This is a genomic window from Paraplanobispora siamensis, assembly GCF_016863175.1.
In the GTDB taxonomy this organism is placed as follows: domain Bacteria; phylum Actinomycetota; class Actinomycetes; order Streptosporangiales; family Streptosporangiaceae; genus Planobispora; species Planobispora siamensis.
On the sequence record NZ_BOOJ01000045.1, the window covers coordinates 14,866 to 27,641 of the forward strand.

Genomic DNA, 12,776 nt, shown 5'->3' on the forward strand with positions numbered 1-12,776 from the left:
ATGGCTCGTCGCGCTCTCGTCGGCGCCCTGGCCGGTGTCGCGCTCGGCGCGGTGGCCGCCCGCGCGGCCTACGCCGCCTTCAGGCGCAGGCCGCCGATCGGCGACGCCGAGACCTGGAACCGGACCAACCACCGGGGCGAGCCGATCACCCTGCTGGAAGGACCGGCCTTCGTCGCGGGCGCGGGCGCGGCCGCCGCGGTCGTCCCCGGCCTGCCCGCGCGGGTCCGCGCGGCGGCGCTGCTGGCCGCCGCCGGGGCCGGCGGGCTCGGAGCCTACGACGACCTGTACGGCGTGACCTCCTCCAAGGGGTTCAGGGGACACCTGGGCGCGCTGGCCAAGGGCGAGGTCACCAGCGGCGCCGTGAAGATCATCGGCATCGGCGTGACCGGTCTGGCCGCGGCGGCCCTGACCTCGCGCTGCCCGGCCGACATCGCGGTCAACGGCGCGCTGGTCGCCGGGAGCGCGAACCTGGCCAACCTGTTCGACCTGCGTCCCGGCCGTGCGATCAAGGTCGGCCTGATCTGCGGCGCGCCGCTGCTGGCCGCCTCCGTGCTCGGGGACGCCCCGGCCGCCGCGGCCGTCGCCTCGCTGCCGGTCGGCGCCGCCGCGGCGCTCCTGCCCGAGGACCTGGGCGAGCGGGCGATGCTGGGCGACGCCGGGGCCAACGCGCTGGGCGCGCTGCTGGGCCTGGCCGCCACCCTCACCCTGGGCCGGCCCGGCCGCCTGGCGGTGCTCGGCACCGTGGTCGCGCTGACCGCCGCCTCTGAGAAGATCAGCTTCACCCGGGTCATCGCCGGTAACCGCGTGCTCAACCGGATCGACATGCTCGGCCGCCGCCCCGTGGAGCAGGCACCCGTCCACTGATGACCAGGAAGATCGGTCAGGGGATCGCGGGAGCGGCGATCCTCATCGGAGCCGTGACCGTGGTGGCCCGGATCGTCGGGTTCGGCAGGTACTACGTCCAGTCGCACACCGTCGGCAACTCCTGCCTGAGCACCGCATACAACACCGCCAACTACGTGCCGAACATCGTCTTCGAGCTGGTCGCCGGGGGCGCGCTGGCGGGGATGGTGGTGCCGGTGCTGGCCTCGGCGGCCTCGCGGTCCGCCGACGACCCGCAGGCCAGGGCCGAGGCGGGACGGACGACCTCGGCGCTGCTCACCTGGACGCTGCTGGTCCTGGTCCCGCTGACCGTGCTGATCGCGGTGTTCGCCGGGCCGGTCGTCTCCCTGCTGGTCGGCGACGTCGGCGGCGAACCGGGCGCCCGCCCGTGCGACGTCTCCCAGGCGATCGCGGTGGGCGCCGACATGCTGGTGGTGTTCGCCCCCCGCATGATCTTCTTCGGCCTGGCCGTCGTCCTGTACGGGGTGCTCCAGGCGCACCGGAAGTTCATGGGCCCGGCCCTGGCGCCGCTGGTCTCCAGCCTGCTGATCGTCGTCTCCCATCTGGTCTTCACCTCGATCGACGCCGAGGCCGCCGACGACCTGGGCGCGCTGACCGACTCGGGGGAGCTGACCCTGTCCCTCGGTGCGACCGTCGCCGCCGCCGCGATGGTGGTGACCGTGATCGTCCCGGTGAGCCGCCTGCGGTTGCGGCTGCGGCCGTCGCTCTCCTTCCCCTCGGGGGCGGGCGCGCAGGCCCGGCGGCTGGCGACGGCCGGTCTGGCCGTGCTCGTCGCCCAGCAGATCGCTCTGACCGTGGTGGTCGGGTTGACCAACGACCTGGGGGGAGACGGGGCGGTCGGCGTCTACACCTACGCCTGGGCGCTGTACCAGCTGCCGTTCGCGGTGCTGGCGGTCCCGGTGGCGACCAGTTCCTTCCCGACCCTGTCCACCCGCGCGGCCGAGGGGGACCGGGAGGGCTTCGACACTCTGGCCGCCTCGACCACGCGGGTGATCGTGCTGGTGATGGGCCTGTCGGCCGGGGTGATGGCGGCGGTGGCCGTGCCGGTGGCGCGGGTGTTCCTGGAGGGCACGCCGGGCGGCGACCCGCAGGAGATGGCCGCGGGCGTGATCTGGTTCGCGCCGGGGCTGGTCGGGTACGCGCTGATGCTGCACCTGGCCCGGACGCTGTACGCCTGCGGCCGGGGACGTTCTGCGGCCCTGGCCTCCGTGGCGGGGTGGGGCGTGGCGCTGGGGGCGCAGATCGTGCTCGCGCTCGCCGCGGAGGGCCAGGAGGACGTGGTGGGTCGGCTGGCGCTGGGCAGCACGATCGGGATGACCGTGGGCGGGATCCTGCTGGCCCTGGCGGTGCTGCGGGCCCGGGGAGGCGCGGCCCTGGCGGGGATCTGGCGGGCGCTGGCGGCCGCCGCGGCCGGGGGGGCCGCCGCGTACGCGGCCGGACTGGCCGTCGTGACGGCCTGCGGTGAGGTTCCCACGTGGGTGTGCGTGCCGGTCGGGGTGGGCGCGGCGGTGGCGGGGACGGTGGCGTTCGCTGCGGTGGCGGCGGTGCTCGACCGCCCGGACGCCCACGCTCTGCTGGCCCGGCTGCCGCTGCGCCGGAACCGCCGAGCCGAGGGTGACGGTACCCGGGACGGCGGCCCCGGGGACGGCGGTGAGCGGCCGGGCGGCGGAGACGGGGTCGCGGTCGGGGACTCCGGTGGCTGAGCCGGGGACGCGGGTGGCCGGGAGTGGGCCGAGGGTGACGGGACCGGGAGCGGCGGGCCGTACGGAGAGGACCGGCACCCGGACGGCGGGGAGGAGCCGGGCATGACGGAGGCGGAACCGCTGACGGATGAGGAGGCACCGGGGATGACGGAGCCGGGGATGACGGAGCCGGTGATGCGCGTGGCGTTCGTGCTGGGGACCAGCGCGGGCGGGGTCGGGCGGCATGTGGCGATGCTGGCCGGCGGGCTGGTCCGGCGAGGGCACCGGGTGGTGGTGGCCGGGCCGCAGAGCACCGAGGAGAGCTTCGGGTTCACCCGGCTCGGCGCCCGGTTCCTGCCGGTGTCCATCTCAGACCGGCCGCGTCCCGGCGGTGACCTGCGGGCGGTGCGCGCTCTGCGGGGACTGCGCTCTGCGGACGCCGTACACGCCCACGGGCTGCGGGCCGGAGCGCTGGCCGCGCTGGCCCTGGCCGGGACCGGGACCGGCCTGGTGGTGACGCTGCACAACGCCGCCACGGCGGGCGGGGCCGTGGGCGCGATCTACGGCGTCCTGGAGCGGATCGTCGCCCGCCGCGCCGACCGGGTCCTGGTGGTCTCCCCCGACCTGGGTGAGCGCATGACCGCCCTGGGGGCCCGGCACGTCGAGCCCGCCGTCGTACCCGCGCCCCCGCTGCCCCCCTCGGGGCGGGAGCCGTGGGAGGTCCGGGCGGAGCTCGGCGCCGGTGACCGGCCGATCCTGCTGACCGTGGCCAGGCTCGCCCAGCAGAAGGGACTGGAGACGCTCCTCGACGTGGCGGCCGCCGTCGCCTCCGGCCCGGCGCCCGGGCGTCTGATTGCGGAGGACGCCGCCTCCGGGACACCCGCGCACCCGCATGCGCAGGACGCCGCCTCCGGGACGCCCGTGCACAGGGAACCGGGAGACCTCGTCTCCGGGACCTCTGCGGAACCGGACCTGCGGAGCCCGGGGGACGGAAAGGACGGTCCCGGGACGGGGGCGCTGTTCCTCGTGGCGGGGGAGGGGCCGCTGCGGGACGAGCTGCAGCGGCGGATCGACGCCCAGGGGCTGCCGGTCCGGCTGCTGGGCAACCGGGACGACGTCGGGGACCTGCTCGGGGCGGCGCGGGCGCTGGTGGTGCCGAGCCGTTGGGAGGGACAGCCGCTGAGCGTCCAGGAGGCGCTGCGCGCGGGGATCCCGGTGATCGCCACCGCCGTCGGGGGGATCCCGCCGATGGTGGGCCGCGCCGGGACGCTGGTGCCGTACGGCGACGCCGCCGCCATGAGCGAAGCGGTCCGCCAGGTGCTCGCCGACGACGGGTTCGCCCGGCGCCTGTCGGAGGAGGCCGCGCGCCGGGGCCGCGAGCTGCCCGGCGAGCCGGAGGCCCTGGAGGCCGTGCTGGCCGTCTACACCGGACTCCGGTCCTCCTGAGAAGACCTGCGCCACCCGCCCGTGCCGGGCGTGGGCTTCTCTGAGGAGGACCGTGCCGCCCGTCTGCGCCGGGGGCCGGCGTTCCCGAGGGGCAGGGGCGGTCCGAGCTGGGGGGAAGAATCCGGCGGCGGGGGCGGTTGAATTAGGTGCCGCCGAGTCAGGTCCCTATACTGGCTTGGTTAGGGGGGGAGTATCCCTTCGCGGCAGTCTCGTCATCACGGTGTCGCCTCAATCCACGAGGCCCCCGGGGCTGTCGGTCCGCGCATGATTTTCGCTGGGCGGGAGAGACCTCCGGCAATCAGCCATGCGCGCCGGAGGGTTTATACCACTATGACTGTACCCGTGTGGGCCTGGATCGCCGTCATCGGCGGTCTTCTCGTGATTCTCGCCTTAGACCTGTGGATCGTCGACCGAGGCGAGCCCAGGGAGTTCTCCCTGCGGCAGGCGGGTTTCTGGGTCGGTTTCTACGTCACCCTCGCCATCATCTTCGGCGTCGTGCTCTGGGCGACCGCGGGACCGACGCCGGCGGGTGAGTTCTTCGCCGGCTACATCACCGAGTACAGCCTCAGCGTCGACAACCTCTTCGTCTTCTACATCATCATGACCCGCTTCGCGGTGCCCAAGATCCATCAGCACAAGGTGCTGCTGATCGGCATCCTGATGGCGCTGGTCATGCGTGGCATCTTCATCGCGGCCGGAGCCGCGGCCCTGGCGAACTTCGGCTGGCTGTTCTACATCTTCGGCGCTTTCCTGCTCTACACCGCGGTGCAGCTGGTCCGCCAGCACGGCCACGACGAGGAGGAGTTCACCGAGAACGCGGTGCTGCGCTGGGCCCGCAGGGCGCTGCCGCACACCGACGACTACGTGGGTTCCAAGATCTTCGTCAAGATCGACGGCAAGCGCCTGGTCACCCCGATGCTGATCGTCATGGTCGCCATCGGCACCACCGACCTGCTGTTCGCGCTCGACTCGATTCCGGCGATCTTCGGTCTCACCACCGACGCGTTCATCGTCTTCACCGCCAACGCGTTCGCCCTGATGGGCCTGCGCCAGCTGTACTTCCTGCTGGGCGGGCTGCTGCAGCGCCTGGTCTACCTCAGCTACGGACTCGCGTTCATCCTCGGTTTCATCGGGGTTAAGCTGATCCTTGAGGCGCTCCACTCCAGCGGCGTCTCGTGGGCACCCGAGGTGCCGATCTCGCTGTCGCTGTCGGTCATCGGCGTCACCATGGTGGTCACCACCGTGGCGAGCCTCGCCAAGTCCCGGCGTGACGTCCGCAAAGGCAACGAAATCCCCACCTCCCCGAAGGCCAAGCAGGGCTAGCGGAATGGCGGGGGAGACGGTTTGCTTGTCTCGTCGCGACCTAAAAGGGCTGAGAGATCGGTAGCATCCTCCCCCAGAGCGGGTAGACATACCGGTCTAACGCCGCAAGACATCACAAAAGGTTCCCTGTGTCCCACGATTCAGCAAGCCAGCAGCCAGGCCGCGTACGGCTGGCGCGTGGCGTCTCTCCGTGGTTGCTCCCGACAGTGGTGGCGGCCGCCGCGACCTCTCTGCTCACCCGCCGTGACCGCCGCTGGGCGCTGGCGGCGGCCCCGCTGACCGCCCTCACCGGCGGCATGCTCTGGTTCTTCCGCGACCCCGAGCGCACTCCCGGCGCCGCCCGGATCCTGTCGCCCGCCGACGGGGTGGTGCAGAGCATCGACCCGTGGCCCGACGGCCGCACCCGGGTGGCCATCTTCATGAGCCCGCTCAACGTGCACGTCAACCGCGCGCCGATGGCTGGCACCGTCACCTCGGTGGAGCACGTGCCCGGCGGGTTCGTGCCCGCCTTCAACAAGGACAGCGACCAGAACGAGCGGGTCGTGTGGCATCTGGACACCGCGCTCGGCGACCTCGAGTTCGTCCAGATCGCCGGCGCGGTCGCCCGCCGCATCGTGCCCTATCTCCAGGCCGGAGCCAAGGTCGCCAGGGCCGAGCGCGTCGGGCTGATCAGGTTCGGCTCGCGAGTGGACGTCTATCTGCCCGAGGGCATCGCTCCGGCGGTGTCGGTGGGGCAGAAGACCGTCGCGGGGGTGACCGGCCTTGACCACGGCTGACGCGAGCTGGTCGATGGACGAGGCGGACGACGAGCCACGGGGGCCCGTCGGCAAGGCCTTCCGGCTCTCGGCCGCCGACTCCCTGTCGCTGGGAAACGCGCTGTGCGGCTTCCTGGCCGTGTGCGTCCTGGCCTGGTCGGCCATCACGTCGCTCCAGCAGACCGGCAAGTTCTCCGCCGACCCGCGCTTCTTCGGCACCGCGGTGGTCCTGCTGCTGCTCGGCGCGACCTGCGACCTGTTCGACGGCCTGGTGGCCCGCCGCTTCCGCGCCTCGGCCATGGGCGCCGAGCTCGACAACCTCGCCGACGTGATCAGCTTCGGCTTCGCACCCGCCTTCATGGTGGTCATCTGGGCGGGCTTCAACCCGCGGGTGCCGTTCGTCATGGTGATGATCGCCGCGGCGTCGGTGCTGCTGGCCGGCGTCATCCGCCTGGCGCGCTTCGCCTGCGTCAAGACCAAGAGCGGTGACTTCATGGGCCTGCCCATCCCGATGGGCGCCATGACCGTGGTCTCGATCGTGCTGCTGTTCCCGCCCTCGGTCTGGGCGGTGCTGCCCATCTTCGGCGTCGCCTACCTCATGGTGAGCCGGATCGAATATCCCAAGCCCAAGGGCAACCTGGCCGCCGCCGTACTGGCGTGGATGATGATCAACGTGGCCTGCCTGACCATCTGGGCCGCGGGGCTGGCCGGTGGTGACAACCTCATCAAGGTCGGCGCCGTCATGCAGGTGGCGATCGTGGCGACCATCCCGCTGCGCGTGCTGATGTTCAAGCGTGAGAAGCGCAAGGAGCGCAAAGAGGCCGAGCGCGTCTGACCCCGGGCCCCGGGGTGAAGAGGACCCCGGGGCCGCGTGGCGCCGGTCGCGCGGTGGCGCCGATCGTTCGGGGACGCCGGTCCGTGCGGGGGACGCCGGTCCGTGCGGGGGAGTTACCAGCCCCGCTCGCGCCAGGCCGGCAGGGACGGGCGCTCGGCGCCGAGCGTGGTGTCCTTGCCGTGGCCCGGATAGACCCAGGTCTCGTCGGGGAAGCGGTCGAAGATCCGCTCGGACACGTCGGTGAACAGCTGGGTGAAGCGGGCCGGGTCCTTCTCGGTGTTGCCGACGCCGCCGGGGAACAGCGAGTCGCCGGTGAACAGGTGGCCGTTGTAGTGCAGGGCGATCGAGCCCGGCGTGTGCCCGCGCAGGTGGATGACCTCGAGGTCCACCACGCCGACGGTGACCTTGTCGCCGTGCTCGACCTCCAGCGAGACCGGGACGGGCAGGGCCGGGGCGTCCAGCGGGTGGGCGATCACCAGGGCGCCGGTGGCCCGGGCGACCTCCTCCAGGGCCTGCCAGTGGTCGCCGTGCTGGTGGGTGGTGACGATCCGGCCGATCGGCATGTCGCCGATGAGCTCCAGCAGCCGGTCGGCCTCGGCGGCGGCGTCGATCAGCAGCCCGTCGCCGGTGTCGTTGCACCGGACCAGATAGGCGTTGTTGTCGAACGGCCCGACCGCCAGCTTCGAGATCGTGATGGCGGGCAGCTCGCGCACGTCGGCGGGGCCGCCGACCTGCACGTCGCCGGTATACGTCATGGGTACTCCTCCGGAGGTGTCGCGGGAAGGCCGGGGACGGCGGACGCGGTCAGCCACGGCGGCGCCGCGGGAAGCGGCCCGGCTGTGGGCTGGTTGCCCGTGGCCCCCTCCCGCATCACCCTAAGGCCGCCCCCTGCCGTACGGCCCGTCACCCAGCCCAGCAGCGTGCGGGCGTCGCCCTGGATCACCGGCCCGCTGCCGAGGTCGCGCCAGATCTGGCGGTGCTTGTCGCCGTCCTTGACCTCCTCGACCACGATCTCGCTGACCGTGCTGAGCTCGCGGGGCCAGCACACCAGCGCGTCGTGCAGCTCCCGCCGGACGAACTGCTCGGGCCAGTCGGAGCACCCGTAACCCGCGTCGAGGTCCACGTGGTGGATCTCGGTCTCGCGCAGCCGGCGGACCGGCAGGTACCAGGCGGGGTGCGGCGGCGGCCGTACCCCGCTGACCGTCGCCGACCACGCTTCGGGGGGCAGGGAGCGGAAGGCCACGGCCAGCCGCGCCGCGCTCTCCTCCAGGTCGGCGAGCTGCTCCTTGGCGGGCCGGGCGGCTCCGGCGGCGATCTCGGCGTCCCGGACCTCGACGCTGGGGTACTGGGGGGTCTCGATGCCCGTCCTGGCCCACTCCACGAGGTTCACGAGGCTGTCGGCGTTGCGGGCGATGTGCGTGATCACATGGCCCCGGGTCCAGCCGGGCAGCCGGGAGGGCTCGGCCACGGCGGCGTCGGACAGCCGGGCCACGGTGGACAGGAGCCTGTCGGTCGAGGCGGCGAGTTCGGACTGGAGGGTTCGTAGGACATCCATCCTCACACTTCACCATTTTCCGCTGGAGCCGTACCAGGGCGTGCGTCATACCAGCGGGTGCGTGGTAACGGGGCATAAAGGGATATTTCAACCTGTTGATACGGGAGAGACCCGCCGCACTCCGGAGAAGGTCGTAATCTGGGGTGGCCGGGAGACCCCGTCCCGCGCGGGGTGGCGGGCGCCGTCCCCGGGCGCCGTTCCAGCCGGATCGCCGGAACGGAAATTGTCGGACCCCCTCGCTAGTCTTCCCGCGACCGCTCTCAACCCTCTACAAAGACGTCGGGACTGCCGTGGCTGACCGCCTCATCGTGCGTGGAGCACGTGAACACAATCTCAAGGACGTCTCGCTGGATCTGCCGCGAGACTCGCTGATCGTCTTCACCGGCCTGTCGGGGTCCGGAAAGTCCAGCCTGGCCTTCGACACCATCTTCGCCGAGGGCCAGCGGCGCTACGTCGAGTCCCTGTCGGCGTACGCCCGCCAGTTCCTCGGGCAGATGGACAAGCCCGACGTCGACTTCATCGAGGGACTGTCCCCCGCGGTGTCCATCGACCAGAAGTCGACCAGCCGCAACCCCCGCTCCACCGTCGGCACGATCACCGAGGTCTACGACTACCTGCGTCTGCTGTGGGCGCGCATCGGCAAGCCGCACTGCCCGCAGTGCGGGCGCGCCATCGCCCGGCAGAGCCCCGAGCAGATCGTCGACCGGGTCATGGAGCTGGAGGAGGGCACCCGCTTCCAGGTGCTCGCCCCCGTCGTCCGCGGGCGCAAGGGCGAATACACCGAGCTGTTCGGCCAGCTGCAGGCCAAGGGCTACGCCCGGGCCCGGGTCGACGGCGTGGTGGTCCGGCTGGACGAGCCGCCGCAGCTGAAGAAGTACGAGAAGCACGACATCGAGGTCATCGTCGACCGGCTGGCGGTCAAGGAGAGCGCGCGCAGCCGCCTGACCGGCTCGGTGGAGACCGCCCTGCAGCTGTCGGGCGGCACGATCACGCTGGAGTTCGTCGACCTCCCCGAGGACGACCCGAACCGCGAGCGCTTCTACTCCGAGCACCTCTACTGCCCCTACGACGACCTGTCGTTCGAGGAGATGGAGCCGCGCTCGTTCTCCTTCAACTCGCCCTTCGGCGCCTGCCCGGAGTGCACGGGCCTGGGCACGCGGATGGAGGTCGACCCCGAGCTGGTCGTGCCCGACCCGGAGGCGACCCTGGGCGACGGCGCGCTGACCCCCTGGGCGGGCGGCCACACCAGCGACTACTTCGAGCGCCTGGTCGAGGCGCTGGGCAAGGCCATGGGGTTCAACCTCGACACCCCCTGGGAGCGCCTGTCCAGGCAGGCGCAGAAGGCGCTGCTGCACGGCCACGACGAGCAGGTGCACGTCCGCTACAGCAACCGCTACGGCCGCCAGCGCTCCTACTACACCACCTTCGAGGGCGTGATCCCCTGGGTGCAGCGCCGCCATGCCGAGTCCGAGAGCGACGGCATGCGCGAGAAGTTCGAAGGCTACATGCGCGAGATCCCGTGCCCGGCCTGCAAGGGGGCCAGGCTCAAGCCGGTCTCGCTGGCCGTCACGGTGGACGGGCGCTCCATCGCCGAGGTCTCGTCGATGTCGATCGGCGAGTGCGCGACGTTCCTGGCCGGGCTGAAGCTGTCCGACCGCGACATGCAGATCGCCGAGCGGGTGGTCAAGGAGATCAACGCCCGGATGGGCTTCCTGCTCGACGTGGGCCTCGACTACCTCACCATGGACCGCGCGGCCGGCACGCTCGCCGGCGGCGAGGCCCAGCGCATCCGGCTGGCCACCCAGATCGGCTCCGGCCTGGTCGGCGTGCTCTACGTGCTGGACGAGCCCTCCATCGGCCTGCACCAGCGCGACAACCAGCGGCTGCTGGAGACCCTGATCCGGCTGCGCGACATGGGCAACACGCTCATCGTGGTCGAGCACGACGAGGACACCATCGCCGCCGCCGACTGGGTGGTCGACATCGGCCCGGGCGCGGGCGAGCACGGCGGCCAGGTCGTCGTCTCCGGCCCGGTCCCCGAGCTGCTGGCGTGCGAGGAGTCGATGACCGGCGCCTACCTGTCCGGCCGCAAGACCATCGCCATCCCGGCCGAGCGCCGCAGGCGCGACCGCAAGCGGCAGCTCACGGTCAAGGGCGCCCGCGAGCACAACCTCAAGGGCGTGGACGTGGAGTTCCCGCTCGGGGTGTTCACCGCGGTCACCGGCGTGTCGGGGTCCGGCAAGTCCACCCTGGTCAACGACATCCTCTACAACGCGCTGGCCAAGGAGCTCAACGGCGCCCGCACCGTCCCCGGCCGCCACTCGCGGGTCAACGGCATGGACCTGGTCGACAAGGTCGTGCACGTCGACCAGTCGCCGATCGGCCGCACGCCCCGCTCGAACCCGGCGACCTACACCGGCGTCTTCGACAAGGTGCGCGACCTGTTCGCCCAGACCACCGAGGCCAAGGTCCGCGGTTACGCCAAGGGCCGCTTCAGCTTCAACGTCAAGGGCGGCCGCTGCGAGGCGTGCTCCGGCGACGGCACCATCAAGATCGAGATGAACTTCCTGCCCGACGTGTACGTGCCGTGCGAGGTCTGCCACGGCGCCCGCTACAACCGGGAGACCCTGGAGGTCCACTACAAGGGCAAGACGATCTCCGAGGTGCTCGACATGCCGATCGAGGAGGCGCTCGACTTCTTCGACGCCATCCCCTCGATCAAGCGCTACCTCAAGACGCTCAACGACGTCGGCCTGGGCTACGTCCGGCTCGGCCAGCCCGCCACGACCCTGTCCGGCGGCGAGGCCCAGCGCGTCAAGCTCGCCTCGGAGCTGCAGCGCCGCTCCACCGGCCGGACGGTCTACGTGCTGGACGAGCCGACCACCGGCCTGCACTTCGAGGACATCCGGCGCCTGCTGGGCGTGCTCGGCAAGCTCGTGGACGGCGGCAACACGGTCATCGTCATCGAGCACAACCTCGACGTCATCAAGACCGCCGACTGGATCATCGACATGGGCCCCGAGGGCGGCTCCAAGGGCGGCACCGTGGTGGCCACCGGCACACCCGAGGAGGTCGCGCTGGTCGAGGCCAGCCACACCGGCCGCTTCCTGCGCAAGATCCTGGGTTCCTGAGCCCGGATTCGGGACCGGGCTCCCGCGTCAATACCCTTGGCGGGAGCCCGGTTTCACGGGGGACGTTGCGAGAAGGGCCGCAATGAGCAGGAGTGATGGTTTCGCCATGCCCACACGCAGGCACGTGATCGGCGCCGCGGGGGCCGTCGTGTGCGGCGCGGCGCTGGCGGGGTGCGCCGGAGAGCAGGGCCCGGCCGTGGTGCCGCCGGGCATCAAGGGCAAGGTCATCGCGAAGACCTCGGACATCCCGGTGGGCGGCGGCAAGGTGATCCACGAGTGGAAGATCGTCATCGCCCAGCCGACCTCGGGGGTGTTCAAGGCGTTCAGCGCCAGCTGCCCGCACCAGGGCTGCGCGGTCGCCCGCCCGGCCGACGGGGTCATCCGCTGCCCCTGCCACGGCAGCGAGTTCGACGCCACCTCCGGAAAGTGCCTCAAGGGCCCGGCGGAGGCCCCTCTGGCGGAGTTCGCACTGAAAGTGCAGGGTGACGGCATCGTAATGGTCTGACCAGAAAGAACACTTTCCCGGTCATGATGTTCCTCCCGGGCGCGGTGAAGGCGTAAATCTTCACAGTCTTCTGACATTCGGTACGGCATGCTGAACCGTCATCGGGACGCCAGCCGTACCGACAGAAGAGATACCTGGGAGGGTGACCATGACAGAGACGACACGTCGTGCGGTGATGCTGGGCGCTGGAGGCGTCGGCCTGACGGCCGTGCTCACCGCATGCTCCGGATACGGCCAGCCGACCGCCGACCAGGCGACCACCGAGGCGAGCGAGTCCGCCGCCCCCTCCGCCGCGCCGGAGGAGACCGGGGCGGGCTCCGGCGGGGACTCCGCGCCCAAGGGCTTCACCACGACCGCCGACATCCCCGAGGGCGGCGGCAAGGTCTTCAAGGCCGAGAAGGTCGTGGTGACCCAGCCCAAGGCCGGCGAGTTCAAGTGCTTCAGCTCGGTCTGCACCCACCAGGGATGCGACGTCGAGGGAGTCGAGGGCGGCACGATCAACTGTCCGTGCCACGGCAGCAAGTTCAACATCACCGACGGCTCCGTCGCCAACGGGCCCGCCAACCAGCCCCTTGAGGAGAAGACCATCAAGGTCGACGGCGACTCGATCTCGCTGGCGTAGGGATGTCTGGCAAATGCTG

General features: G+C 71.6%; 11 protein-coding genes. 9 read left to right on the forward strand and 2 right to left on the reverse strand.

Annotation, left to right across the window (positions count from 1 at the left end; all coding sequences use genetic code 11):
• The 6 genes from Psi01_RS26075 (at position 1) to pssA (ending at position 6,944) form a co-directional block, all read left to right on the forward strand.
• On the forward strand, positions 1–864 hold the full coding sequence (locus Psi01_RS26075) for a hypothetical protein (RefSeq protein ID WP_204066747.1): 864 nt from the start codon (positions 1–3) through the stop codon (positions 862–864).
• Complete coding sequence (murJ, locus tag Psi01_RS26080; protein WP_204066748.1) at positions 864–2,606, forward strand: murein biosynthesis integral membrane protein MurJ; 1,743 nt, start codon at positions 864–866, stop codon at positions 2,604–2,606. Before Psi01_RS26075 ends, murJ begins: the two co-directional genes overlap by 1 nt.
• Positions 2,607–2,708: 102 nt before the next feature.
• A complete protein-coding gene (locus tag Psi01_RS26085) occupies positions 2,709–4,031 on the forward strand; it encodes a glycosyltransferase family 4 protein (RefSeq protein WP_444980723.1) in 1,323 nt (440 codons plus the stop codon).
• A 330-nt stretch (positions 4,032–4,361) separates the two neighbouring features.
• Positions 4,362–5,354: a TerC family protein gene (locus tag Psi01_RS26090; protein WP_204066749.1), complete on the forward strand. Its 993-nt coding sequence runs from the start codon at positions 4,362–4,364 to the stop codon at positions 5,352–5,354.
• A 128-nt stretch (positions 5,355–5,482) separates the two neighbouring features.
• Complete coding sequence (locus tag Psi01_RS26095) at positions 5,483–6,130, forward strand: phosphatidylserine decarboxylase (RefSeq protein ID WP_204066750.1); 648 nt, start codon at positions 5,483–5,485, stop codon at positions 6,128–6,130.
• Complete coding sequence (pssA, locus tag Psi01_RS26100) at positions 6,117–6,944, forward strand: CDP-diacylglycerol--serine O-phosphatidyltransferase (protein WP_204066751.1); 828 nt, start codon at positions 6,117–6,119, stop codon at positions 6,942–6,944. The genes Psi01_RS26095 and pssA overlap by 14 nt, the downstream gene beginning before the upstream one ends.
• 113 nt (positions 6,945–7,057) lie before the next feature.
• On the opposite strand, the gene Psi01_RS26105 is transcribed toward pssA, so the two are convergent.
• The gene (locus Psi01_RS26105) at positions 7,058–7,699 is read right to left on the reverse strand and encodes an MBL fold metallo-hydrolase (RefSeq protein ID WP_204066752.1); all 642 of its coding nucleotides are present in this window, start codon (positions 7,697–7,699) and stop codon (positions 7,058–7,060) included.
• Positions 7,696–8,499, reverse strand: coding sequence for a maleylpyruvate isomerase family mycothiol-dependent enzyme (locus tag Psi01_RS26110; RefSeq protein ID WP_204066753.1), 804 nt, complete (start codon positions 8,497–8,499; stop codon positions 7,696–7,698). Before Psi01_RS26110 ends, Psi01_RS26105 begins: the two co-directional genes overlap by 4 nt.
• A gap of 290 nt (positions 8,500–8,789) precedes the next feature.
• Between Psi01_RS26110 and uvrA the strand changes: the two genes are divergently transcribed.
• From uvrA to Psi01_RS26125, 3 genes are all read left to right on the forward strand, one after another.
• A complete protein-coding gene (gene uvrA / locus Psi01_RS26115) occupies positions 8,790–11,630 on the forward strand; it encodes an excinuclease ABC subunit UvrA (RefSeq protein ID WP_204066754.1) in 2,841 nt (946 codons plus the stop codon).
• Positions 11,631–11,736: 106 nt separating this feature from the next.
• Complete coding sequence (locus tag Psi01_RS26120) at positions 11,737–12,135, forward strand: Rieske (2Fe-2S) protein (RefSeq protein WP_239128029.1); 399 nt, start codon at positions 11,737–11,739, stop codon at positions 12,133–12,135.
• Positions 12,136–12,283: 148 nt separating this feature from the next.
• Entirely contained in the window at positions 12,284–12,757 is a 474-nt protein-coding gene (locus Psi01_RS26125; protein ID WP_204066756.1) for a Rieske (2Fe-2S) protein, read from the forward strand.
• Positions 12,758–12,776 lie beyond the last annotated feature (19 nt).

Bases quoted from the DNA above. Each gene is read 5' to 3' on its own strand.
- Psi01_RS26075 (WP_204066747.1), top strand. From the start codon at position 1: ATGGCTCGTCGCGCTCTCGTCGGCGCCCTGGCCGGTGTCGCGCTCGGC.
- murJ (WP_204066748.1), top strand. From the start codon at position 864: ATGACCAGGAAGATCGGTCAGGGGATCGCGGGAGCGGCGATCCTCATC.
- Psi01_RS26085 (WP_444980723.1), top strand. From the start codon at position 2,709: ATGACGGAGGCGGAACCGCTGACGGATGAGGAGGCACCGGGGATGACG.
- Psi01_RS26090 (WP_204066749.1), top strand. From the start codon at position 4,362: ATGACTGTACCCGTGTGGGCCTGGATCGCCGTCATCGGCGGTCTTCTC.
- Psi01_RS26105 (WP_204066752.1), bottom strand. From the start codon at position 7,699: ATGACGTATACCGGCGACGTGCAGGTCGGCGGCCCCGCCGACGTGCGC.
- Psi01_RS26110 (WP_204066753.1), bottom strand. From the start codon at position 8,499: ATGGATGTCCTACGAACCCTCCAGTCCGAACTCGCCGCCTCGACCGAC.
- Psi01_RS26120 (WP_239128029.1), top strand. From the start codon at position 11,737: ATGCCCACACGCAGGCACGTGATCGGCGCCGCGGGGGCCGTCGTGTGC.
- Psi01_RS26125 (WP_204066756.1), top strand. From the start codon at position 12,284: ATGACAGAGACGACACGTCGTGCGGTGATGCTGGGCGCTGGAGGCGTC.